Source organism: Microcoleus sp. MON2_D5 (assembly GCF_036701905.1).
Classification (GTDB): domain Bacteria; phylum Cyanobacteriota; class Cyanobacteriia; order Cyanobacteriales; family Microcoleaceae; genus Microcoleus.
The window spans coordinates 24,318-49,072 of sequence record NZ_JAUBRM010000039.1 but is presented as its reverse complement, the minus strand read 5'-3'; the positions used below and the strand labels follow the sequence as shown (position 1 = coordinate 49,072).

The 24,755-nt window shown below is 46.9% G+C and carries 23 protein-coding genes; 14 read left to right on the top strand and 9 right to left on the bottom strand.

What is annotated here, in order from left to right; genetic code table 11:
- The first annotated feature begins 79 nt into the window (after positions 1–79).
- The 3 genes from QUA47_RS16145 (at position 80) to QUA47_RS16135 (ending at position 4,262) form a co-directional block, all read left to right on the top strand.
- Positions 80–1,534, top strand: a complete 1,455-nt coding sequence (locus tag QUA47_RS16145) for a folate/biopterin family MFS transporter (protein ID WP_190658605.1) — start codon at positions 80–82, stop codon at positions 1,532–1,534.
- Positions 1,535–1,745: 211 nt separating this feature from the next.
- On the top strand, positions 1,746–3,242 hold the full coding sequence (locus QUA47_RS16140; RefSeq protein WP_333431490.1) for a carotenoid oxygenase family protein: 1,497 nt from the start codon (positions 1,746–1,748) through the stop codon (positions 3,240–3,242).
- A gap of 120 nt (positions 3,243–3,362) precedes the next feature.
- Positions 3,363–4,262: a DUF4436 family protein gene (locus QUA47_RS16135; RefSeq protein ID WP_333431489.1), complete on the top strand. Its 900-nt coding sequence runs from the start codon at positions 3,363–3,365 to the stop codon at positions 4,260–4,262.
- 130 nt (positions 4,263–4,392) lie between these two features.
- Here QUA47_RS16135 and QUA47_RS16130 read toward each other — a convergent pair whose 3' ends face one another.
- Positions 4,393–5,247: an SGNH/GDSL hydrolase family protein gene (locus QUA47_RS16130; RefSeq protein WP_333431488.1), complete on the bottom strand. Its 855-nt coding sequence runs from the start codon at positions 5,245–5,247 to the stop codon at positions 4,393–4,395.
- A 362-nt stretch (positions 5,248–5,609) separates the two neighbouring features.
- On the opposite strand from QUA47_RS16130, the gene QUA47_RS16125 reads away from it, so the two are divergent.
- From QUA47_RS16125 to QUA47_RS16090, 8 genes are all read left to right on the top strand, one after another.
- Positions 5,610–5,852 (top strand): DUF7219 family protein, encoded by a 243-nt coding sequence (locus QUA47_RS16125; RefSeq protein ID WP_190658612.1) that lies wholly within the window; start codon positions 5,610–5,612, stop codon positions 5,850–5,852.
- A gap of 106 nt (positions 5,853–5,958) precedes the next feature.
- A complete protein-coding gene (locus tag QUA47_RS16120) occupies positions 5,959–6,492 on the top strand; it encodes an RDD family protein (RefSeq protein WP_333431487.1) in 534 nt (177 codons plus the stop codon).
- Positions 6,493–6,530: 38 nt separating this feature from the next.
- On the top strand, positions 6,531–6,719 hold the full coding sequence (gene rpmG, locus QUA47_RS16115) for a 50S ribosomal protein L33 (protein WP_006631376.1): 189 nt from the start codon (positions 6,531–6,533) through the stop codon (positions 6,717–6,719).
- A 168-nt stretch (positions 6,720–6,887) separates the two neighbouring features.
- On the top strand, positions 6,888–7,103 hold the full coding sequence (rpsR, locus tag QUA47_RS16110; RefSeq protein ID WP_006631377.1) for a 30S ribosomal protein S18: 216 nt from the start codon (positions 6,888–6,890) through the stop codon (positions 7,101–7,103).
- Positions 7,104–7,415: 312 nt separating this feature from the next.
- Positions 7,416–9,422: a ribonuclease R family protein gene (locus QUA47_RS16105; protein ID WP_333431486.1), complete on the top strand. Its 2,007-nt coding sequence runs from the start codon at positions 7,416–7,418 to the stop codon at positions 9,420–9,422.
- Between the two features lie 454 nt (positions 9,423–9,876).
- The gene (locus QUA47_RS16100; RefSeq protein ID WP_333431485.1) at positions 9,877–11,319 is read left to right on the top strand and encodes a 1-acyl-sn-glycerol-3-phosphate acyltransferase; all 1,443 of its coding nucleotides are present in this window, start codon (positions 9,877–9,879) and stop codon (positions 11,317–11,319) included.
- 157 nt (positions 11,320–11,476) lie between these two features.
- Positions 11,477–12,364, top strand: a complete 888-nt coding sequence (locus tag QUA47_RS16095) for a histidine kinase dimerization/phospho-acceptor domain-containing protein (RefSeq protein ID WP_333406259.1) — start codon at positions 11,477–11,479, stop codon at positions 12,362–12,364.
- Between the two features lie 214 nt (positions 12,365–12,578).
- A complete protein-coding gene (locus tag QUA47_RS16090; RefSeq protein ID WP_333431484.1) occupies positions 12,579–14,042 on the top strand; it encodes an IctB family putative bicarbonate transporter in 1,464 nt (487 codons plus the stop codon).
- Between the two features lie 282 nt (positions 14,043–14,324).
- Here the strand turns inward: QUA47_RS16090 and QUA47_RS16085 are convergent, their stop codons facing one another.
- The 3 genes from QUA47_RS16085 to smpB all read right to left on the bottom strand — a co-directional run bounded on the left by QUA47_RS16085 (position 14,325) and on the right by smpB (position 16,426).
- Entirely contained in the window at positions 14,325–14,552 is a 228-nt protein-coding gene (locus QUA47_RS16085; protein WP_333406257.1) for an Osc7112_2153 family protein, read from the bottom strand.
- Complete coding sequence (locus QUA47_RS16080; RefSeq protein WP_242728558.1) at positions 14,549–15,265, bottom strand: tetratricopeptide repeat protein; 717 nt, start codon at positions 15,263–15,265, stop codon at positions 14,549–14,551. The genes QUA47_RS16085 and QUA47_RS16080 overlap by 4 nt, the downstream gene beginning before the upstream one ends.
- 693 nt (positions 15,266–15,958) lie before the next feature.
- Complete coding sequence (gene smpB / locus QUA47_RS16075; RefSeq protein WP_190658630.1) at positions 15,959–16,426, bottom strand: SsrA-binding protein SmpB; 468 nt, start codon at positions 16,424–16,426, stop codon at positions 15,959–15,961.
- A 127-nt stretch (positions 16,427–16,553) separates the two neighbouring features.
- Here smpB and xrtO point away from each other — a divergent pair, with 127 nt between their 5' ends.
- Together xrtO and QUA47_RS16065 are read left to right on the top strand one after the other, a co-directional pair.
- Positions 16,554–18,119, top strand: a complete 1,566-nt coding sequence (xrtO, locus tag QUA47_RS16070; RefSeq protein WP_333431483.1) for an exosortase O — start codon at positions 16,554–16,556, stop codon at positions 18,117–18,119.
- Entirely contained in the window at positions 18,097–21,009 is a 2,913-nt protein-coding gene (locus QUA47_RS16065; protein WP_333431482.1) for a TIGR02921 family PEP-CTERM protein, read from the top strand. The genes xrtO and QUA47_RS16065 overlap by 23 nt, the downstream gene beginning before the upstream one ends.
- Before the next feature lie 205 nt (positions 21,010–21,214).
- On the opposite strand, the gene QUA47_RS16060 is transcribed toward QUA47_RS16065, so the two are convergent.
- Positions 21,215–21,517, bottom strand: coding sequence for a Rieske (2Fe-2S) protein (locus tag QUA47_RS16060; RefSeq protein ID WP_333431481.1), 303 nt, complete (start codon positions 21,515–21,517; stop codon positions 21,215–21,217).
- A 98-nt stretch (positions 21,518–21,615) separates the two neighbouring features.
- Positions 21,616–21,852, bottom strand: coding sequence for a helix-turn-helix transcriptional regulator (locus QUA47_RS16055; RefSeq protein WP_333431480.1), 237 nt, complete (start codon positions 21,850–21,852; stop codon positions 21,616–21,618).
- Positions 21,853–21,967: 115 nt separating this feature from the next.
- Here QUA47_RS16055 and QUA47_RS16050 point away from each other — a divergent pair, with 115 nt between their 5' ends.
- Positions 21,968–22,306, top strand: a complete 339-nt coding sequence (locus QUA47_RS16050; RefSeq protein WP_333431479.1) for a hypothetical protein — start codon at positions 21,968–21,970, stop codon at positions 22,304–22,306.
- Positions 22,307–22,423: 117 nt separating this feature from the next.
- Here QUA47_RS16050 and QUA47_RS16045 read toward each other — a convergent pair whose 3' ends face one another.
- From QUA47_RS16045 to QUA47_RS16035, 3 genes are all read right to left on the bottom strand, one after another.
- Positions 22,424–23,092 (bottom strand): HAS-barrel domain-containing protein, encoded by a 669-nt coding sequence (locus QUA47_RS16045; protein ID WP_333100500.1) that lies wholly within the window; start codon positions 23,090–23,092, stop codon positions 22,424–22,426.
- A gap of 201 nt (positions 23,093–23,293) precedes the next feature.
- Positions 23,294–23,485, bottom strand: a complete 192-nt coding sequence (locus QUA47_RS16040) for an NAD(P)H dehydrogenase subunit NdhS (protein WP_015175937.1) — start codon at positions 23,483–23,485, stop codon at positions 23,294–23,296.
- Between the two features lie 131 nt (positions 23,486–23,616).
- The gene (locus tag QUA47_RS16035) at positions 23,617–24,687 is read right to left on the bottom strand and encodes an Mrp/NBP35 family ATP-binding protein (protein WP_006631390.1); all 1,071 of its coding nucleotides are present in this window, start codon (positions 24,685–24,687) and stop codon (positions 23,617–23,619) included.
- Positions 24,688–24,755 lie beyond the last annotated feature (68 nt).

The following is a 24,755-nucleotide window of genomic DNA, read 5'->3' as shown; positions in this document are numbered from 1 at the left end:
GCATCCCACCTGCGACAGTTCCCGGAACTCATTAAGAATGTGTTATAAATATTGAGATTCATTAAGAAATATTGCTCAAATGCTCGTTTCCCCCTCCGGCGTCAGCAAACTCAAAGAATCTTTAAAAGAAAAAGTATTCTTTGGGAATGAGCCAACTCCCGAACTCATAGCCATCTTAGTGATTTACTTCGTCCAAGGCATTCTCGGACTATCCCGCTTAGCCGTCAGCTTCTTCCTGAAAGACGAACTCGGCATGAGTCCGGCAGAAGTCTCGGCAATGCTGGGCGTCGTCGCCCTGCCTTGGATTATCAAACCCGTGTTCGGCTTCATGTCGGACGGCTTGCCGATATTCGGCTACCGCAGACGCCCTTACATCGTCCTCTCCGGGCTGCTGGGCACCTTAGCATGGGTGAGCCTCGCAACAATTGTACACACACCGCTTGCAGCTACAGGCGCGATCGCCCTGAGTTCTCTCTCCCTCGCCGTCAGCGACGTAATCGCCGACTCCCTGGTAGTCGAAAGGGCCAGAAAAGAATCCGTTACCGACGCCGGTTCCCTGCAATCCTTGTCTTGGGGCGCAGCAGCCCTCGGCGGACTAATTACCGCCTACCTCAGCGGTTCCCTGCTGCAACACTTCAGCACCCACACAATATTTTTAATCACCGCATCTTTCCCGCTAATTGTATCAGCAACAGCTTGGTTAATTGCCGAAGAAAAAACCGACAAAAGAAGCGACTTTGAAACTGTCAAAGACCAAGTAAAACAACTGCGGCAAGCTGTTACCCAAAAAACAATTTGGCTGCCCACCGCCTTTCTCTTCCTCTTGCAAGCCACCCCAAGCTCTGACTCCGCCTTCTTCTTTTTCACCACCAACGAATTAGGCTTTCCACCAGAATTTCTCGGCCGAGTGCGCTTCGTTACCAGCATTGCCGCCCTCGCCGGCGTCTGGGTGTTTCAGCGCTTCCTCAAAACAGTTCCATTTCGAGTAATTTTTGGCTGGTCAACCGTCCTTGCGACTGCTTTGGGCATGACTACTTTATTATTAGTAACTCATGCGAACCGAGCTTTAGGAATTGACGATCAATGGTTCAGCATCGGAGACAGCCTGATCCTGACAGTAATCGGACAAATTGCTTATATGCCGGTGCTGGTACTCTCCGCCCGCTTGTGTCCCCCAGGCGTCGAAGCAACTTTATTTGCGCTGCTGATGTCAATCACGAATTTAGCAGGACTTTTGTCCCACGAAGGCGGTGCACTTTTAACCCACTTGCTAGGAATTACCGATCGCAATTTCGATAACCTCTGGCTGCTAGTGATAATCACAAACCTCTCCACACTTCTGCCCCTACCGTTCTTAAATTGGCTGCCCGCCGAGAGTACAGAAAGCGGCGATCCAAACTATCAAAAGTCTCTTCCCGTATTAGAACCAGAACTGGGCAGTTCCAAACCAGGCGGGCAGCATTTCATGCCCGAATACTTTCCCGACTTAGTACCGACAGTAAGGTCACAAAGCCGCACGGCAGATAGCAAATAAAGGAAGTTCGGCAACGGATTTTGTAACGGATGTAAGGGAGTGAAAGAAGGAAGAAGGAAGACAGCAGAAAGATATTGAACTTGTAGATATTAGAACTACAATTCACTGCGAAAATCTCCCTAGTTTTATTTCCTCTTCTTTCGCCTCCTTTCTTTCTCTCTGCGCCCTCTGCGCCCTCTGCGGTTAAATCAATAAAAGCTTATTCTACACAATGCAAAACATAGAAACTCCTCCAGCCAAAACAGCCGCCCAAAAAGTATCATACGATCGCACAGACTGGCAGCGCGGCTACGAATCCCAACCCAACGAATCCGACTACTGGATTGACGACATAGAAGGCGAAATCCCCCCCGGCTTGCAAGGCACATTCTTTCGCAACGGGCCCGGATTATTGGATGTCAACGGTCAGCGCATCCACCACCCGTTTGACGGTGACGGGATGGTTTGTGCGATCGCAATATCCGAAGGCCGCGCCCATTTCCGCAACCGATTCATACACACAGAAGGCTATCTCGCCGAACAAAAAGCCGGAAAAATCCTCCACCGAGGCGTTTTCGGCACACAGAAGCCAGGGGGCTGGCTAGCCAACATCTTTGATGTCAAAATCAAAAACATTGCCAACACCAACATCATTTATTGGGGCGACAAACTGCTAGCGCTTTGGGAAGCCGCAGCACCCTACAGACTCGACCCCCGCACCTTAGAAACATTCGGCTTAGATACTCTAGACGGCATTTTACAACCCGGTGAAGCCTTCGCCGCCCACCCCAGAATTGAAAAAGGGAAAAATGGCAAAGGAGACAGATTAGTAAACTTTTCTGTCAAGCCGGGTTTGTCGAGTACCATCACGATTTACGAACTCGACGAAAGCGGTAAACTTTTGCAGCGTCACGCCCATGCAATACCGGGTTTTGCCTTCCTGCACGACATGGTAATTACCCCGAATTACTGCATATTCTTCCAAAATCCCGTCAGCTTCAATCCGCTGCTTTTCGTGTTAGGATTTCGGAGTGCATCCCAGTGCATTCAATTTTCGCCAAACAAGCCAACGCAAGCAATTTTAATTCCCCGCAACGGCACTGACGAGGTAAAGATATTAGAAACCGAACCTTGTTTTGTCTTCCACCACTGCAACGCATGGGAAGAAGGAGACGAAGTTTTTGTTGACTCAGTTTGTTACGAATCATTTCCCACTGTAGAGGCGGACGGCGATTTTCGCGAGGTTGATTTTGACAGCGTTCCAGCGGGCGAATTGTGGCGGTTTAAGTTAAATTTGCAAGACAAAACCGTGCAGCATCAAGTTGTTGAAACTCGGTGTTGCGAGTTTCCGACTCTGCATCCCAATAATGTCGGACAACCTTACCGATATCTTTACATCGGTGCTGCTGATGCTCCCACGGGAAATGCTCCTTTGCAAGCTATCCTCAAAATGGATTTCGTGACTGGTGAAAGGCAAATTTGGAGTGCTGCGCCACGCGGTTTTGCGGGGGAACCGGTGTTTGTTCTCCGTCCCGATGCTGTTGCTGAGGATGACGGCTGGCTGCTGCTTTTAATGTATGATGCAGCTCATCATCGATCGACCTTAGTGATTTTAGATGCTCGCGACATCACCAAAGGGCCCCTAGCGCGCTTGCATTTAAAACAGCACATTCCCTACGGTTTGCACGGAAGTTTCACACCAAATGTACTACTTCCTATCGGTTCGTAGTTGCTCGTTGATTCGCCTGGTTCTTGCGCCGATGAGCGCCACAGCCCGCCGGGGGTTTTCAACCCCCGGCGGACTGCCAGGAGTGCTAACAACTATTCAAGATGAAAAATATCATAATAGATGCAAACTATCAACACATTTAATTTCAAAAAAATACTTATTTTAATTGGCACTTTCCTCGCAATTTTCGCAATCATCTTATCTATTTACTCTCACAATGCTAACGCCCAAGAGCCTTACAATCCCTCTCCAGAAAGCGCTGTAGCGTCCAAAGGCTTGGTTGAGGTCAAAATGACAGTAATTGGAGTTGATCCTATTAAGAACGAATTAGAAACCCGCTTGCAGTTTGAACTCAAAGGTATCTATAAAAAAGGGCCAACTTACCCGGCTCAAGACTTGTTAATGACAGTTAACGGCGCAAATGTACAGGATTCGGAAATTACCTTTAAAGAAGGCAAACCGATGATTGTTCCTGCATTGAAGTTTAACTTAGTCAAAGGAAAAATTAACACTTACCCGTTTGATAGGCACATTGCTAAAGTTGCTATTTCGCTCGACCCGCTGCCTTCAATTGGTAAAAAGTTTGCTCCATTTGAACTGAATCCCGTGCCACTTAAATTTAATTTTAATGCCGACGTTCCCGGTTTCGACATTAGTTATAAGCCGATGGAGGAGAATTCCTCTATCTTTATTTATATTGATGTTTCTGCAACTAGATCGCTCCCGGTCAAATTCTTTGCCTTAGTGATTATTGTGATCATGTGGGTGTTGTCAATTATGGCATTTTTATTAGCATTAAAAGTGATGAAATCGGGCAAGTTGCCGGAAGTGGGAATGCTGAGCTGGACTGCTGTGATGCTGTTTGCTTTTCCCGCGATTCGCAACGCTCAACCGGGAGTGCCGCCGGTGGGAACTGCAAGTGATTTTATGTCGTTTTTTTGGACGGAAATTATTGTTGTGGTGGCGTTGGTGATTATCGGTAGTTGTTGGTTGAAGCGGTATCATCCGCCAATTGAATGATTTGAGATTTGAGAGTTGAGATTTGAAGAATTTAGCCCAGAGATAAATCACAGGGCTTTTACCCTGGATACTTTCAATTAACCGGCAACAGTCAACAGCCAACCGTCAACAATTAACTAAATTCAAAGATTCAATTTTTGACTTCCAAATTCTCAATATCCTTTGCAGGTACGCCCAAACCGCGCAAGATAGTAAAAGCAATAATTCGATATCCCGAGGGATTGGGATGAACTCCATCTGCGGCTAACAAATTCAGAGTCTTGCCCGCGTGTTTTTGATACGTGCCGATAACTTCCCGACAAGGCCCATTCAAATCGATAAACAAGCACTGATTCTGCAACGCAATTTCTCGCATCGCGGCAATATACTCTTGCAACCTGCGATTTTCTGGACCGTCGAGAATTTCGCCGATCGGAGTAGGAGAAAGCAGTACAACTCGAATTCCTGCAGCTTTTGCAGCCAGCACCATTTGAGTTATTTTCTCCCGATATTCTGCCAGTGGCACTCCCTTGGGCAACTTGCCTTGCGGATAAAACTGACGGTTTTGGAAGTCGAAGAAAGCGTGCCAAACGTCGTTGACTCCGACATTAATCATCACTAAATCTGGCTTTTGGTCGATCGCATCTTTCTGGAAGCGCGCTTGCATATCAGTCGCCTTGTTACCGGAGATTCCGGCGTTGACGATTTCGATTTTGCGATCGGGATAAAGGGCATTCAGATAGCGTTGCAGCAGCCAAACGTAACCTCCGGGGTATTTCCCTGCCTCGGTGATGCTGTCGCCCACTGTGACAATTTTGCGCTTGCCGGCGAGCACGTTTTGGATTTCTGGTGGTGGCGTTGCTTCGGATACGGATTCTTTAAACACGGGAATTAAGGAGTGAGGAATGTTGAAGGCGATAATAGCAGCAATTACGGCGATGGCAAGTCTAATTAAAGCTTGCCTCAGCCGGGGTCTGGGACGGGGCGATCGCGCATTTGCAGACATTATGCGGTTTTTTACTCAAAGTCTAACTATTTATGGCTTCAATAATATTATCGATTTTTGTTTTTTTTGTCACTTATTTCAATAACTCAGTCCTAAGACTAACAAAAACCTGGTTTGGACGCCAAATCCGCAGTTATAAGCGTTAAGCCATAAACCTAGCTGTTGACCCCGCCTGCGTAAATTGTACACGTGAAATTACTGAGGTTTTTGTCTTCCTCATCTGTCGGTGTAATTGCCATCACAAAAAAGTTCGCCCAATGTCACATGATTTCTGCTACTTACAGCACAACTTTAGCAGGTGATCGCGGTTTATAATATTATTGATTAGTTCAGGAAACAAGTTTTCAGGCGAGGTTAAAGCAATGGTAGCAAATTCAAATTTTTTATATCCTCAAAATCGCTATTACGGTGAAGTAAAGCCAGAGAATTTGGTATTTAATGCGAATTTACAAGAGTTTTCTCAGCGAGTGGGTTACATAAGTTCCTTGACATCTAACGGTAAAATCTCTGTGGAACAGGCATTTACTCAGATCCAAACACTGTGGGAACAGGTAGAAAAGTCGAAAAAGCAGTTGGGAATTGGCGAAAATCCATTTTCAGCTTGAATAATTAGCGGTTGGCTTGGAAGTTGAGTTACGCGCCATTGATGCCGATCGATTAATCCACAGCTTAAGATGAAAAAGTAGCTAGTGGCGATCGACCTTTTTGCCTATGAGTTCCGACCTAGTTCCTCTCCTTCCCAAAGTATCCGTCGGCCGCCGCGCCGCGGCCCTCTGCATCGACGGAATAGCAGTTTGGCTGCCCAGTTTGCTTCTGGGCACTAATGCGATCGTCCAAACCATATTTTTTGTCCTGCTGTGGCTGATCCTGCGCGTACCCATCGTCAGGAAAAACCAAGGTCAAAGTCTCGGGCGCTGGGCCTTGGACATGAAAATTGCCGATACCAGATTCCAACGGATTCCTGGAGTACAAGAACTGTGCAAGCGCGAGGCATTGCTGGGCCTGTGCGTGGCTTTAGCCTTCGCAGGTATAGCTGGGCTCACATCTACCAACGCCGCCGTCTTGCTGCTGATCCTTCCCCTGGCGATCGACTGTAGCGTTGCCCTCACCTCCGCCGAAAGGTTTCCCCAAGCTTTCCACGATCGCATCGGCGGGACGATCGTCGTCGGAGCCCGCCGCGGCTACTCGCTCGACATCAAAGTTAGAAGATTGCTTGACCAAGTGCAGAGCAATGTGAGAAGATAATAAATTGTGTTTAAATTAGTCGAAATTTATTTAGAATTATGGCTAAAGGCGTCCGCATCATAATTACTCTAGAGTGTACTGAGTGCCGTACAAACGTAAGCAAACGCTCGAAAGGCGTGTCTCGGTACACCACGACCAAGAACCGTCGCAACACGACGGCGCGGCTGGAACTCAAAAAGTTCTGCCCCCATTGCAACAGCCACACTGCCCACAAAGAGATCAAGTAGTGATTAGTCATTAGTCCTTAGTCATCAGTCATCAGTTGTTGGCAATTGATATTGACGCGCGAAAAGCAGATAACTAACCAATGCTTTCCTGACGGCTAGCAACTAACGGCTAATAACTAAAAACTAACAGTCAACAGTCCAAGAACAACAGTAAACAAACAACAAACCATGACTTACTTTCGCCGGCGCGTTTCGCCAATCAAACCAGGAGACCCGATCGACTACAAAGATGTTGATTTGCTCAAAAAATACGTCACAGAACGCGGTAAAATTTTGCCCCGCCGGATTACCGGTTTGACGGCAAAACAGCAGCGAGACCTGACCAGAAGCATCAAAAGAGCAAGAATTGTAGCTTTGATGCCCTTCGTAAACCAAGAAGGTTAACAGGATTTGGGATTTTGGGTTTTAGATTTTGGACTGGGAATAAGACTTGCGCGAAAAGAACGTCTTTCTGTCATTAAGAGTGCAGCAAGAATGCAGCGAAATAATCGCGAAATAGGGTTAAGAGTCGTTGCAGCGCAAGTCTTAATCACAAGTCAAAAGTTAAAAAAAAGCAAGAAGAAAAAAAAACTTTTGAGATTTTAACTTTCACAATTGACCAGAAAAATTGCCAATATCCAAAATCTAAAATCGCAAGCTCGAAACTCGATAAGTGGCCACGGTAAAAATCCAAAATCTCAAATATAAAGCTGGCAAGTGGAGAAGGGAACGTTAGTAGAATTTAGAGTGCACGGCGACCGCCGTCTGGCAGTTGCCGATCGCCCCGACGGCAAGAAAAACTGGGTTGTGGTAGACGAAAACGGTCAACCGCACAGCATACCGCCCAAACAAATCACCTACGAAGTAGTCGGAGAAACTTACAAACCCTCCGATATTCCCAAATTTCTCAAAGAAGTAGAAGCATACTCAGATCCGTCGAGTTTGGAAGTCGCTTGGGAACTTTTAGTCGGTGACGGAGAAACAGCAGATCCCGAATCCCTAGCAATGCTGCTATTTTCCGAGCGCAGTCCGGCCCAGTGTTACGCGGCTTACTGTTTGCTATCAACAGACAAACTGTATTTCAAACAAAAGGGCGATCGCTACGAACCGCGACCCGCCGCCCAAGTAGCCGAAATCAAACACCAGCAAGAAGTAGAACAGCAGCGACACCAAGAATCCCAAGGATTTTGGGATAGAGTCAAACAGCGGCTGGCAGGGGAAAATGTAGATTGGGAACACAGCGATCGAACTCGCCTCGACGCCTTAGAACGCTTTGCCACCCTCGGAGAAGAAGCAACGCACCGCACCCCGGCCTTAGAAACTTTAGCCAGCTTAGAAAGGTCCGAAAACCCCGAAGCAGCATTTCAACTCCTAGTCGATCTCGGCCTGTGGAGTAGCCACGAAAACCTGTTTTTGCGGCGCAGCCAAATTCCCCTACAATTCTCCGCAAAGGTATTAGAAGTGGCCCAACGCTGCCTAGAAAATCCCCCAGCCGACTCCGACACAAATCGTCTCGATTTAACTCACCTCAAGGTTTACACGATCGACGACGAAAGCACCACCGAAATCGACGACGGCCTCAGCTTAGAATTCCTCGAAAACGGCCAGCAGCGCCTGTGGATACACATCGCCGATCCTACCCGCTTGCTTTCCCCTGGAGACGAACTCGACCTCGAAGCCAGAAAGCGCACCACTACGGTTTACCTGCCAACGGGAATGATCCCCATGTTTCCCCCAGCTTTGGCAACCGGGCCGATGAGTTTAATTCAAGGCAAAGAGTGCAGCGCGCTCAGCTTCAGTGTCACCTTAGACGAAATCGGCGCGGCTCAAGATTACAGCATCCACATCAGCACCATAAAACCCACCTACCGCTTGACCTACGATGACGTAGACGAAATGCTGGAGTTGGGAATCGAAGCAGAACCGGAAATAGCAGCGATCGCCTCTGCGGCCAAACTGCGCCAAAAATGGCGGGAAGCCCAAGGCGCAATCAGCATTTTCATGCCCGAATCAGTCATCAAAGTCAACGGCGACGACATCAAAATCCACGTCATCGACGACTCCACAGCCCGGATGCTAGTAGCTGAAATGATGATTTTAGCCGGCGAACTAGCCGCCCGCTACGGTCAAGCTCACAGCCTGCCAATACCCTACCGCTATCAGCCGCAGCCCGAACTCCCTCCCGATGAAGAACTGCTGGCCGTACCTGCAGGCCCCGCCCGCGCTTGCGCCGTGCGTCGGTGTATGCCCCGCAGCGAAATGGGCCTCACCCCCGGACGCCACGCCGGCTTGGGTTTGGAATTATACACTCAAGTTACTTCCCCGATCCGCCGCTATACCGACTTGCTGACTCACTTCCAAATCAAAGCCCACCTGCGGGGCGAACCACTGCCTTTTTCCGCTGAAGAAATACAGGACATTGTGATGTGTCTCGGCACCGCAGTTAAAGAAGCATCCACAGTCGAACGCCAAACTAACCGCTATTGGGGATTGGAATATTTGCGGCGCAACCCAGACGAAGTTTGGGAAGCTTTAATGCTGCGCTGGCTGAGAGAAGACAGCAATCTCGGATTGATTTTATTGGAAGAGTTGGGTTTAGAATTGGCAATGCGATTTGGTCGATCGGTCGCAATAGGCGATCGGCTAGAAGTCAAAGTCACCCACTGCGATCCGCGATCTGATGTCATTAACTTCCAGGAAATGATATTTGAAGCCGCACAATAGGATTTTAGATTTTAGACTTTAGATTTTGGATTGCAAAAATTTGTGTTGAAGGCTGAAACTGAGTATAAATCTCGTTTTTAGTCGAGTTTATGACCCCCTCGCATCCCCCTTGTCAAGGGCAGGGGGGTAAAAAAGATGATGGGTTTCTATCTAGTCCTGTAAAATAATCGTAATTCTTGTCAGGGGTAGTTCACCCCCGATCTGTAATATCAGCCAGAAATCCCGTAAACCCGCCCCGACCAAAATATTGGGGTCGATCGACTGGACATCATATCCCATCCAAGACGGGTAATACTTTTGACATTAAATTAGCACGCTTTGCTATCTCCTCTCTTCCTCCGTGTCCTCTGTGTCCTCTGCGGTTAATAAAAAAAACTTCAGCATCATAAAAATTGGAAAATTTTACCGCAGCCTAGTAATCTAAAATCTAAAATTTAAAATTTAAAATCGCAAAATGCCCAATTCAATTAGCCAAGTTCAGCCGCCGCTGGAATTCATACCCCCAGCCTACAACCCTCTAGTGATGCAAGGTTGTAAGCAAATATTCCCCTGGTGGCTGCGATTTCGGACGAGTATCAGCCACGTTCAAGCCGAAAACGTCGAAACCCTCGCCGAACTATTCCACCAATTTCAAAATCAGAAAGTTCGCTTCTTGCTAGCCTTCCGCCACCCCAACTCAGACGATCCCTACTGTTTGGGACAACTAATTTGGAAACTCGTTCCCCAGGCAGCGCGCGCCAAAGGCATTCCCCTGCAATTTCCGGTACATTCCCACTTTATCTACGATCGCGGCATTCCCCTGTGGGCCGGTGCGGGAGTCGGCTGGTTGTATTCCCAACTCGGTGGCACTCCGATTGTTCGCGGTAAAATCGATCGCGCCGGATTGCGATCGGCCCGCGATTTATTTGCCAACAGCCAATTCCCGATCGCCGCCGCCCCAGAAGGCGCTACCAACGGTCACAATGAAATAGTCAGTCCCCTCGAACCGGGAATTGCTCAAATGGGTTTCTGGTGCGTTGAAGATTTGCTGAAAGCCGGACGCACTGAAAAAGTGTTAATTGTGCCGATCGGCATTCAATACCGCTATGTCAACCCACCTTGGCAACCCCTAGAAAAACTTTTAACTCAATTAGAAATTGATTGCGGACTGCCACCCTTAGAACGCACCGAGATCGCTAATTTAGAGACTGCAGATCCCGATTCCGAAAACCACAATCACAAATTCCAATATCTGCGCCTGATTCGACTGGGCAGCCATTTGCTAGCAGTAATGGAAGAGTTTTACAGCCGTTTTTATCATAAAAGTTTACATCCTGAAACATCTATTTTAACATCATTATCGCTACCACAACAAACGGCAAATGATTCGGGCAATGAAGTAATGATGGCTCGGCTGAAAGCCCTGTTAGACGTGGGTTTGCAAGTAGCAGAAGAATATTTTAACTTGAAGCCCAAAGGCAGTTTAATAGACCGCTGCCGCCGTGTGGAACAAGCAGGCTGGGAGTATATTTATCGAGAAGATATCAAAGATATTGCAGCACTTTCTCCCTTAGAAAGAGGATTAGCCGATCGCCTCGCTGAAGAAGCAAGTCTTCGGATGTGGCACATGAGACTTGTAGAAAGTTTCGTGTCCGTCACGGGCAGGTACGTCGCAGAACAACTGACAGCAGAACGTTTGGCAGAAACAACTTTACTGCTGTGGGACGTACTGGCTCGAATCAAAGGGGGAAATCCTTTCGGCAGACCGAAGTTGGGCAAACAGCAGGTACAAATGACCGTGGGCGAACCCATATCAGTGAGCGATCGTTGGGATCGATATCAAAGCAGTCGCAGGTTAGCAGTTGCCGAACTCACTCAAGACTTGCAATCAGCTTTAGAAGCAATGATTAAATCTTAATTACTCAGATAAGGAAGAGCTTCTAGGGAAGAAGGAATATATATTTTTCTTCACTACGTTTTTTTCTGGTGAATTATAAACAGATTGTTATAGACTTTTGGAATAGGTCTAATGAACCGCAAACGCTCGCTCGACAATGAACCAATAAAAATTAGCGATGACTAACAAACCTATCGATTTGTCTACTAACTCAATTAAAATAAAACTGCTAAATAATTTAGCGCAGGAATTGCTCACACCGCTCACTTCTGTCCTCGGCATGGCAAGCGTGTTGAAACAAGAAATTTATGGCCCCTTAACGAGCAAGCAAAAAGAATATATTGACGTGATCCAAGACAGCAGCCGCTCTTTGCGATCGCTAGTTGAAGAAATTTTGGAACTGGCAGAACTAGATGATTCTGCTTTCACCTTGAAGCGAACCGCAGTCGATATAGAAACTTTGTGCCAGCAGGTTGTGACAATCCTGTCGTCGGCGGCAAGTAGACGAGAGCAAGAAATTAATTTGTCGATGGGGCCCGGGTCGCGCATCTGGCTGGTAGATAAAGATAAGGTTCAGCAAATGCTGCACCACTTAATTTTTAGCATTATTCAATCTGCTGGGGCAGGCAGCGTGATTCGAGTCCACGTTTCTCGGAAAGAAGACGGTATCAACATCGGAGTTTGGGTTTTTCATCCTTGGTTAGGGGAAAGTTTGCCCCATGCTAAACTCTACACCGACTACTTGTTGAAGGCCGGATCTGGTAGCGGTTCGCCATCGCACTCCGAAACCGACTCCCTCGGACTCGAAGCGCAACTCCCGACACAGGGTTCGCAGCGATTAACGCTGGCGTTTTCTGAGTTGGCGGCTTTGGTGGCCCAGAATGCCGAGGATACCGCACCGGTGTTAGCTGGTTACGGGGCGCGGGAACGCTTGGGGCTGCTGCTTTGCTGCCAGTTGGTGGAAATTCAAGGCGGTCAACTCTCAATTCAAGGAGCCCCGGAATCTGGATATCGCTACGTGCTCTGGCTGCCCTGCACAAATGCTACGGAATTGTTGGAAGGGTAAAGAAGGAAGAAGGAAGAAGGAAGAAGGAAGAAGGAAGAGGGAAGAAGGAAGAGGGAAGAAGCAGTGTACAGGACGTAACTGCTGAAAGAAGGAAGAAAAATAACTCAACTTTTTTCAATTATCAATTCCCAATTACCAATTCCCGATTAGCGATTAGCGATTCCCAATTCCCAATTACCAATTACCGATTACAAAGTACAAATCTAAAATAGCAATGAATTCAGTTTGGCAACAGTTAACTCTGGCAAATTTGCCGCTATCTCAGTGGCAAAGTAGAAGTTATTTATTCAATTTGGCGATCGGCTCTTTACGCAGTTGGCGACAAAGTAGCTGGCTGATGCAGTGGGCAGAACCCTTGGGTTTTGTTTTGCTGGCCTTGACTTTCGGTTTTGCGCCGTTTGTAAACAATGCCTTGGTGGGGGTGTTGATGGCGGCTAGCGCTGCATTTTGGGTGCTGCTGACTGTTTCGGACGATCGCGAGATTCCCTTCACGCCGATTCATTTGCTGGTACTGCTGTACTGGGGCATTGCCACCGTCGCAACGGCGATGTCGCCGGTCAAAGTCGCCGCTGCTAGTGGTTGGAGCAAGCTAACGCTGTATTTGCTGTTTTTTGCGCTGATGGCTCGGATATTGCGATCGCCCCGTTGGCGATCGTGGTTAATTGCCGTATTTTTGAACGTCTCTTTAATTGTCAGTTTCTACGGCGTTCGGCAGTGGATTGACAAAGTGCCACCATTAGCTACTTGGAACGATCCGACTTCTACTCAAGCCAATGTCACGCGAGTTTACAGTTTTCTGGGAAATCCTAACTTGCTTGGTTCCTATTTACTGCCAGCCATTGCATTGAGCGCCGCCGCACTTTTTGTGTGGAAAGGATGGGGAACAAGAATTTTAGCGCTGACGATGCTGGTGGTGAATTGCGCGTGTTTGCGCTACACGGACAGCCGGGGTGCTTGGATCGGTTTTGTGGCTCTACTGGTGGTATTTTTAGTGCTGCTGTGGTACTGGTACAGCCCTTTGATGCCTCGGTTCTGGCGAACTTGGGCGCTGCCGTTAGGATTAGGAGGTTTGGCGGGAGCCTTAATTTTGGGAGTGGCTTTAGTGGAGCCTCTGCGCGATCGAGTTTCGAGTATGTTTATCGGCAGAGGTGACAGCAGCAACAATTTTCGGATTAATGTTTGGACGGCGGTGGTTGACATGATTCGCGATCGACCAATTCTCGGAATTGGGCCGGGAAACACTGCTTTTAATAAAGTTTATCCGCTTTATATGAAGCCGAAATTCACTGCTTTGAGCGCTTATTCCGTGCTGCTGGAAATTGCGGTGGAAACCGGTTTTATCGGTTTAATGTGTTTCCTTTGGCTCATGACTGTCACCGTCAATCAAGGTTTGTTGCAGATCAAACATCTGCGGGATTCGCAATTTAAGATCTCTAGTTTAGAGGAAGAATCCCAAAATCCCAAATCTCAAATCCAAAATCTCAAATCGAATCAGGGGTTTTGGTTGATTGGGGCGATCGCAACTTTAGCCGGCATGATGGCCCACGGTTTTGTCGATACAGTTTGGTACCGACCGGAAGTTAATATGCTTTGGTGGTTGATGGTGGCGATTATTGCTAGTTTTTACAGCAACTCGCATCAGCAGCAGCAAGATTCAGCTTTGACGGAGGGCGAGTAGATAGAATTGCTGGCGGGGCTTTCTCCCCGCCCGGTGCGGATTCCAGCAATAGCCGATACAGCAATTATTAAGATGTTATATCAGTGCAAAAAAAGAATGCAGCTTTATGCAAGCTGCAAACCATTATAGCCATAAGTTATTTCCAATTCTTCAATTCTTAATCTCAAATCTCAAATGCTATAAGGTGCGGACGGCGCACCCGGCATACTACTACTACATACTACATACCTGTTCCTGTAAAGTGGTGATGGTACACTCTACAAAATTTATTGAAAATAAGCCTTATTCTTCGCTCTCCGGAGGCATGATGAATCTCGGACACGCATATTTTCCACCATTTTTATCTCTGCACTGTCGCATCGACTGACTCGAGTTGAACAGCATCTCGACTGATTCATTAACTGCAGATTTAACAGTCCGAGGAGTTGGCACTGCTTTTGAGGCTTGACTTAGCTCCAGTACCGTTATAATTGCCAGTATGGTTGATGAAAGCAAAACTGTGCGTTTCATTTATTTGTTTTTTCCTCGTTTAATCGTTGACGTGCCATCCCTATCCATATATCCTCATCGAATTCTTGAGAATCCGCATACTTTAGACAAATTTTCCACTGCGGTAGCGCTTCCTTAGTATTTTTCATCTTTTCTAGGACTTGCGCTTTTAAGCAGTAAGTTGCTGGTCCTTCACTATCAAGTTTAATCGCTGCATCCAGATGTTGCAATGCCTCTGAATATCGACCCTGTTCCAGCCGAGCCCATCCCAAGTTTTTGAGTAAAGAATATTTTACTCGATCGTCCTCCGCTAATTTCAAACCTTGCCACAGAAAGTGAACGGCAGCCGGATAGTTTTTTTGATCGACGATATATAATCGAGCCAGATTGCTGTAAGCAGCAGGCAGACCGAGTTTTGCAGCTTGCAGATATTTTCCTCGGGCGCATTGTAAATCTTGCACCTCTTCGCAAAGCCATCCTAAATTGTAAAGAGCTGTTCGGCTTTTTGGATCTACCCAGAGCGCTAACTCATATGCTTGTTGAGTATCCGCCAATCGATTGGCTTTGTAGTTTTCAAACGCAATATTATTAAAAAAAGATGCCAGTTCCGGCAAAGCAATTTTCCAGCCGCCAAAGCCTACTGCTAGCATCAGTAAGAAGGCTCCCCACTTGGAGTTCTGATGCTTTTTTGCTGGCTCTTTCATGGCATTGAAAATGTTAGCTAATGGTGTCATTTTTAGCATTTTTTAACTTGAGAGTTGGGCGATATTTTGTTTGCCAGATTTAATTGCCACCCTAATGGCATCAGAATCTTACGAAATGACTCAGGTTTGAGCTTATTTCTCATAAGAGTTTGTTAGTCCACAGCCAAATGCTTGGGTAATGCCCCACTACCCAGATGTATTCGAGCATAGGTTAATCATTCATGACGCTCCACAAGCTATCCGGATATTTTCAGAAAAAAGGAAGCGGGAAGCAGGAAGAAGGTAGAACTGTTGCCTTGCCTAAGTAATAATACTTAGTCAGCGGTCAGTCGATCGACAGTATGCGACTGTATGAGGAGATACAGCGTATTCCAGGTTTATGAAGTGTAGGGACTTACCCTAGGCCGTTTCCCTACGGGGATGAAACGAGCTGGGGTTTAGTTCATCAACATAGAATCTGCTGTAAGATGGGCTCCGGTGAAATAACTCTAACTAAGTTTGTAGTGACGATAGAAGTCCTCAAAATCCTCCCTGGAGGATTTTGAAAAATATTATGATGAGTAATTAACCGAACTCGATTTAAAATAGCCAATCATTAATGAGTAATCACCAATCATGAATCATTAAGGACTTCTGACTAATAAACATCTCCATAACTTAACTTTCAACCTTCGAGTAGCAAAGGTTGTAGTTTCTTTTTCGGAGATGTTTAAGGCCTCCTGACTAATATTGCTTCATCGCTCTTTCCATATCCCGCTTGTCTTCGCGTTTCTTCAAATCTTCGCGCTTGTCGTACAGTTTTTTCCCTTTACCCAAACCGATATCGAGTTTTACCCAGCCGCCTTTCAAATACATTTTTAACGGCACTAAAGTCAAACCTTTTTCTTCAACTTTACCTATCAATTTACGGATTTCCTGCTTGTGCATCAGCAATTTACGGGTGCGGCGGGGTTCGTGATTAAAATAGTCGCTAGCACTTCTCCAGGGCGAAATGTGAACGTTGATAAGCCACAATTCCCCGTTCCGAACTAAACCATATCCGTCCCGCAAATTGGCTTTTCCTTCCCGAATTGATTTGACTTCGGTTCCCTTCAACTCGATGCCCACTTGGTATGTCTCTATAATTTCATAGAGATGGCGCGCTTGTCGGTTATCGCTAACAATTTTGTATCCTGGGCTTTTTTCGCTCATTTTTACCTCCGCTAAAATTAATTATTATAACGCTAGCTTCTCTGTAGAGAAAATCGAAGCTTGACAAAACTTAAATAATCGGTCTAGACATTACCAATTTGGCTGAGCTAAGATGTCACCAACGTGAATGTCAAGCGGTATCATGCAGCGCACCAATATCACTGATTCTGCAATTCCAGATTCTGTTACTCCTCATCCTGCGGTAAATTGGGTTGGGCTGGCTCCTTTTTTACTGGCGCTTGCTTGGTTTTGGGCTAATATCTCGGCTGTTAAGTGGCTATTATCCTCGTTTGTTGAGATACCCACACTGTACAAGATAGTAATTGGCTTTCTGATTGTAGCATTAGTAGTGCGATCGATTGGGAACTCCGCTCGCCCGCCGGGATTTTCGCCAAATTTCGTTTTGAGGCGATATCCGCTGCTGTTGATGTTGGGTGCGGGCATTTGCTCGATCGCGCTTCAGTACATAATTGATATCAAACAAGTTACTGTCCTGCTATTTATCCTCGGAACTTACGGGCTGTGCGGCTTATTGGTGGAGCAGAACTTTTGGCAAAAAAACTTGCCAGTTGCCGGCTTGCTGGCTTGTATTTTACCATTCAACAGTCAGTTTAATAGCGGCTTAGGTTTGCCGGCGCGAGTGCTGACTGCTCAGGTAGTAGAACAGTTGCTCTCACTGCTGCACGTTGGCGCTATTTCTTCTTACGATATTATCGTTTTGGAAAACGGCATCGCTCACGTTGACGTGCCTTGTAGCGGCATTAAAACCCTCTTAGTCGGAACGCTATTTTTGCTAGCTGCTACCTGGCTAGAAGGGCGTAAATTAAGTTTAAGATGGCTAGCAGTCGGCGCTGCTAATCTCTTAATGTTAGTGTCTGCTAACGTTGCGCGGGTGTCCGTGTTAGTCCTGGTTTCAGAAGTGTTTAACCAGCCAAACATAGCAGAAATTATTCACGTCCCTCTGGGAATTGTCGGTTTAGTATGTGCTTCTTTTGTAACCTGGTTAATGCTGCAAGGAGTACCGAAATTTCAGCCAGAAAAAACCAGCGGTATTTCTGCAAAAGCCAACTCAGAAATACTCCCTAATCACCCTTTAGCCAAACCAGGAATAATTGCAGCAGTCACAGTTCTGGCAGTCATTGCTCAACTTTCTCATGTAGAAACGTCAAAAATGGCGATCGCACCTTTAAGATTGCCTGAATATATTAAATCAGAGTCAATTCCCCTGAATGCTAGCGAACAAAAATTCTTTGGCAACTATCCGGACACGCAAACACAAAAAATCAGATTTGTCGCCGGCAACTTGCGCGGTTCCATGCTCACAGTAGCCAGCACATCCTGGCAAACTTATCACGCCCCCGAGTTGTGTTTTGTAGCGAGCGGAGTTCCCGTCAATCGCATAGAAAAAAAACAACTAACTCCTTCAGTAACAGCGCGCTGGCTGTCTCTCAAAAACAACCAATTCTCAGCAGCATACTGGCTGCAATCTGCACAGCTAACTACAGATAACTTCATGTCCCGTATCGGCAGCGATCTCACTCACAAAAATCACAATTGGGTGCTAGTTTCCATTTTATTTAACAGTTCGTTACCCGCAGAAAATCCTGAAGTAAAAGAGTTTGCTGGTAACGTCTACGCTAGCGTTAAACAAAGCTTACAAGGAGAAATGAATGAAAATAAAACAGGTATTTGATGGAATTTTAAAAAGAATTTTTTGGTTCTGGAATTTGAGTTTTTTATCGCTTGTTTACTTGGGAATTTTGCCGATTATAGGAGTGCCATTAATTATGGCGACAATCGATGGCATCATCCCGCTAGAGTTTACTTTGACGATGGCAGCTACGATCGCTGTACCCACGGTATGTACAGTAATAGGGTATAGGCGTTTTAGCGAGCAACCCCTAGAGCTAATGCGTTGGTTTTACGGCGTAGAAGCACCGCTATTTTTGCTGTGTTTGCTCCGCTTGTTCCTGCTGCGAGAACTCACCCCAGCTAGTTCTCAAATCATCGCTACTATTGCTTTGTGCATTGCAGCATTTTCAGTGGAAATGCTGTACGGATATCTGGGTAAAAGAGAAAATGTTCAAAATATCTCAGATTCTCAAACTTCCCCTAATAAACAGCCTATTTTTTTAAGATTGATCGGAGAAAAACGAAGTGCGTGGCTGCAATTAGGATGTCACAGTTTAATGCTAGTAGTTGGCATTTGGGCGGCAACATTGCTGATGTATTACGCTGTACCTGTGGGATTAGTGACAGTTGCTGGATTCTTCAGTGCAGTGATTGAATTCTTCAAGTTTACATGGGTATTACCCTTTTGGGATATGTTTAGATACGGGGCGTGGGTATGGGGTTTAATTTCGGGTTTAACTTGGATAGCGCTATTCTTGATATTCTTTGGTTTAACCTGTAGCTTATTCGTTGTCATGCCTTCCCTGTACGGCTTTCTCTACATTCATTCCGGGCGGAAAATATGGCAGAGTTTTGCTGCACAATACGGGAAAAATAAAGCGATAATCGGAAGTTTAGGAGTAATAGCAGCTTGGCTGGCTATTTTCTCCGCTTTGCAGCAGCAGCCACAAGTTGCAGCACTGAAAATGTTGGCGACTCCGCCGGCAAATGACACGGTTCGCCAAACTTTATTAGCCAAGTCTGATATGATTCGATCGGGCTTAGTTAACGCTTATTTGTCCCCTTACCGCTACCTCAGCACTGTACGAGAAAACAACCACATTTATGAGCTCTACAAAAATACTTTGAATTTGCCTGACGGAGCAGCTCAAACGGTGCAGAACAGCTATAATTTTTTAATGTCGCCGTTTTTGTATCAAGGCTCTAGTGCTGATGTGGAAAAAGCAGAAAAACTCTACGGCGAATTCTTTGATACGGAACTGCAAAAAGGCGACACAGAAGCAGTAAAACACGCGGTGCAGTCAACATCAAATCGCGAAGAAGCAAAAGCCGGTTTGCTGAATGTCAGTGAGGAAAAAGTATGGTTGCAGTCGCAAGAAGTGACAGTCAAAGAAAACGGCGACTGGGCTGACGTTCAACTCTACGAAGTTTACAAAAATCAAACACCGAACTTGCAAGAAGTATTCTACTACTTTTCCCTGCCGGAAAGCGCCGCAGTTACAGGAGTTTGGCTGGGCGATACTGGCGATTTAAACAAACGTTTTGTATTTACGGTATCGCCTCGCGGTGCCGCACAGCAAGTTTACAACCAACAGGTAGTAGAAAGAGTCGATCCGGCTTTGCTAGAACAAATTGGCCCCAAACAATACCGCTTGCGGGCTTTTCCAATCCCGGCTAAACGAGAATTCACCCCAACTGACGGGCCAACCGAAATGCACCTTTGGCTTACTTACAAAGTCATGCGGCAGCCACAGGGTTGGGCGATGCCTGTTTTGGCTGAAAAACGCAACATTTTTTGGGACCAAAATACTCGCCGCACGATCGCCGGAAAAGAGGTAAAATACAGCGGGAAAGAAGCAAGAGAAACTTGGCTACCACCCTTTTTGCCCGCAGTCGCACAGCAACCTCTAACAGCGCAGCAGGCTATTCTACCGGGAGGAAATATCCTTTCTGCTAAGCCGCTGGCTGATGCAAATTACTCGCTACCGCAAGGCAAGAAATTTGCAGTTATTCTGGATACTTCCCGCAGCATGGCGGCGGAAAGTAAGGAAGTAAAAGAGACTTTGGAATGGTTGAAAGCTAATGCAGCAGGCAAAAATGCTGTTGATTTGTATGTCGCCAGCGCTGCGGGAATGCCACCTAAGTTGGTGGAAGATGTACGCAATTTCGATGCCGCAAAGGTGAGGTTTTACGGTACAATCCAGCTCAAAGATATGCTGCAACAGTTTGCACAGTTGCGGGGCGATAAAAGTTACGATACTGTATTTGTGGTGAGCGATCGCCACAGTTACGAATTATCGGACGATCGCAAACTTAAACTTTCCATCTCTGCACCCCTATGGACAGTGCATTTGGGTGGTTTGCCCCCCGGCTACGACGACGTAACTTTGAAGGTTATTCAAGATAGCGCCGGCGGAGTTGCTACAGATATGAAAGAGGCGATGCAGCGAGTAGCAACCACAGCAGCTTCGGACCAATCTACCGTTAGTGTTGTTGACGGCTATGTTTGGAGTTATGCCAAAACGCCACAGTCGGGAAAAACCGCAAAATCGGCGCCAGTTGCAGAGTCCAAAAATGCCGGAAATGACGGCTTTAAACCGATAGCTGCGCGGCAGTTGATAACTGCACTTAGCAAGCAGAAAAGTTCAAATCAACTGACGCAACTGGATGCAATGCACGCAGTAGCTAAAAATTTCAAAGTGGTGACGCCTTATTCTTCGATGATTGTGTTAGTTAATGACGCGCAAAGGGAGCAGCTAAAAGCAGCGGAAGCTAAGAGCGATCGATTTGACAGAGAGGTAGAATCGGGTAAGGAGGAGTTGACTAAACCGAACAATCCTCTCAACGTTTCTGGGGTTCCTGAACCCGAAGAATGGCTGCTTTTGGGGGTTGGTGCGATCGGGCTTTTGGCGGTTTTCCTCCGCCAGCGCCGCGCGAAAATGGTAGGTTGAAAGTAAATCCGGGTTGGCTACTCCCTCGATGGTTCGGCGGTTGAAACCGATCCTTGTCAAACAAAGTCTGCCTGCGTAGACTAAGAGAGTGAGGGAGTATTTAAGCTGGACTTGATATCAAATATTAATCTACAGTCGTCTTTAGACGACTTTAGCTATGAGACAGGGGTTTAAACCCCTGTCGGACGTAGCTAATAACGAATAACTAATCTATGTCTACAAAAACGCGATCGCCCTCAATCTTTACCGGATAAGATTCCAGGGCATCGCTGGGTGCATTCAAACATTTACCAGTATCTAATTTGTACTGATACTTATGAAACGGACAGGTAATGATACCGCTGCTTACCTTACCCATGTCGATCGGATATTCTAAATGAGTGCAAGCATTTCGGTAACAAGTGACGTTCAGGCCTTGACGATTCAAAATCACTGAAGTACCCTCAACTTTTACCTTCAACACACCCCATTCGGGAACTTGATTGAGCCCTGTTATCTCTACCCACATATAATCTTTCTCGCTTTAAATAAATGATTGCAAACTAATAGGCGATCGCCCTTGAATGCAGGACAATGAGAGGTGCGAGACTCTTCACACCTCAGAAATTAACCGTTTTCCTCGCCATCTCCCAGGTACAACCTGACGAATTCATTAGCAGCCTCTCGATTGAATGTTTGCAACGCTTGCTTAATGGCAAATACCGCCTCAGCCGACGGGTCTCGTTCTTCACTTACCCAACGGCTAACGTTTGAGCGATCGATTTCCATCTTTGCTGCCAATTGATATTGACTGATATCGTATGCCTCTAATATTTTTTTGAGGGCTTTACCTGCTCTTCCCATGCTCCCGATTGTGTCAGAGAGTCACGCTCCTGTAAACGTTGCTGATTGTCATCTAATGCGCTACACTGCCGATTGTTGACAATTAGCACCAATCGGATCGACGAGATCGAGCGCAATGACTCAAACACAGCTTTTTGTTGCCACAGATATCAACCAAATCCAGACATCGCCGACATCGCAGCCAAATCCTGTGCCTGCTGAACCAGACCGGGAACCTGTGCCGATCCTAGTGATTGGCGAGCCGTTGGGAATCGATAAAATTGTTAGCGCACTTTACTTGCGTCGCTTTGCTGCTGTTCTGGGATGGTCGCAGATTTTACCGGCCCCGACTATCGGCAAGCTCGTGCGGAGTTTGATTCGCTATGTTTCTTTAGATGAAATTGGGCAAAAATGCTCTTTTACATCAGCCGCAGTGCTATGCAAAACTCAATGGGACGATCGCATTTTAAATTAAGTGCGCTCGTTTCTTCTTTCTCAAATTAATTGTAAGGCCGGTCAAATACCAGAGTCTGGGTGGTGCGATCGCCTGAATATTTGACGATCGGCCTCAAACATACTATTCAGCTTTTCCCTACGGATGAATCTGACTTAAAATCACCCTCAACCTGTCATAATCATCCTTCAACAAAACACTCAAACTCCTCCCCGCTTCCACCAACCAAGATCGATCGCGCATCCGCAACTGATAAATCTCCCGAATCGCCGCCGCCGTCAGCGCATCCACCGGCGCATTAGCCACCCCCAGCAGCGTCCTCAAAAAATCCAATTGCACGGTAAAATCAATCACCTCATCCGGTTCGCAGCGATAAACCGCCTGGTGAATTTGCGGCGGGCGCGGCGGCAAATACTGATAAATTTTACCCCTCGATGGGCCGTGACCGTTGAACCTTTCCGGCGCAGCCTCAAACCCCACAATCGCCACTCGAAACTCGGTTTTGAGCATCGCAAAAATCTGCGGTTGTTCTTCCCGCAACTCTTCCAGCGACAAACCCAAAGCGCGAGCTCTGTGCACCGAGTCGATCGGGCTAGTCGTAGCGTAATAAACCACGCCGTAGATTTGATTTTTCGACTCTTCATCCTCGGCCTTCACCCAACTCCCAAAAGGTGGCATCACGGGAAAACTTAAGTCTTCTGGTTCCAAACATTGAGCCAAAAACTCCGAAGTTGCCGTCTCGATTACCTCAGCAATGCGATCGGGATGGCGCTCTTTTGTAGCAAATTGGGGTAAAGGTAAACGCATATTAGTCAGTTGGCAGTTGGTTGTTGGTTGTTGGCTGTTGGTTATTGGCTGTTGGTTGTTGGCTGTTGGTTGTTATTTATTATTATTTGTAAGTGGGTACTAATAAACAATAACTGACAACTGACAACTGACAACTGACAACTGACAACTGACAACTGACAACTGACAACTGTCAACTGTCAACTGTCAACTGTCAACTGACTATTTCGCCCGACCAGCCGTAGCATCGACAAGTTCCAATTGCGACAGCCGGAACGTGATCAGCTTGTCCCAATTGCCACCTTCAAACAGTACCGCGACCTTCCCATCGCTAACTCGCTGAACTTGTCCTTGAAAGGCGTAGTAAATCTCACCCTTATCTTTAACTCGAACTGCCGAACCTGGAAAAATCATAATTCTGTGAATGTTAAGTTGGCTCTTTATAGCTTACCTTTTCTCGTTTCTAGTTCCCAAGCAGAGCCTGAGAACTAGGCAAATCTTCGTTTACAGGAAGACGCGAGGCAAAGCCCAGAAACGAGAGTTTGTTAGGCTAAGGCTGCTACGGAAACTTTACCGGCAATGCGGCCCGCGATCGCCCGCAACTCCCTAGCTGAAGCAGAACCCGGTTGCCCCACCACGATCGGCACCCCCGAATCCCCACCTTCCCGCAACGGAATTTCCAGCGGAATGCGGCCTAACAGCGGCACTCCCAACTCAGCAGCAGTCTTTTCCCCGCCACCAGAACCGAAAATATCGTATTGCTTGTCGGGCATATCCGGCGGCACAAAATAGCTCATGTTTTCCACAATTCCCAACACCGACACTCCCAACTGCTGGAACATCTTTAAACCCTTGCGGGAGTCCAACAATGCCACCGTCTGCGGCGTCGTCACGATCACGACACCAGCCATCGGCACCGCTTGCGCCATTGTCAACTGCGCGTCTCCAGTACCCGGAGGCATATCGACAATCAAATAGTCTAAATCGCCCCAATTCACCTGATAGAGGAACTGTCGAATGATCCCGTTCAACATCGGGCCGCGCCAAATGACGGGCTGGTCTTTGTCAATTAAAAATGCCATCGACACTAATTTGACGCCGTAGTTGAAGGCGGGTTCGAGGCTTTCCCCGCTTTTCCCGTCCCTAACCATCACTTTCGCGTCCCCCAGACCCAACATTGTCGGGTCATTGGGCCCATAGATATCCGCATCCAGCAAACCCACCTTAGCGCCGGTTTGCGCCAGCGCTACTGCCACATTTACCGCCACTGTGCTTTTGCCGACGCCGCCTTTGCCGCTGGAAATTGCGATAATATTTTTCACTCCTTCAATGCCTTGGCGATCGACCACTCCCTTTTGTTGGGGCGTCTCGGCTGTCACCTCCACCGCCACTTTTTCGACTCCTGGCAACTGTTTGACCGCTTTTTGGCAATCTTCGACAATAAATTCTCGCAGCGGGCAAGCAGGCGTTGTCAGCACTAAAGTAAAACTGACGACACCGCCGTCAATTTTTATGTTACGAATCATGTTCAATTCCACCAAACTCTTTTGCAGTTCGGGGTCTTGCACGGGTCGCAGGATTTCTAAGACTGAACTAACATCGAGTGTATTGGGCATTGTGTTCTCCACCATAGCTCTGCAATTGGGTTAGCGAATTTTCGATCGCAGGTTTAAGTATATTTTTA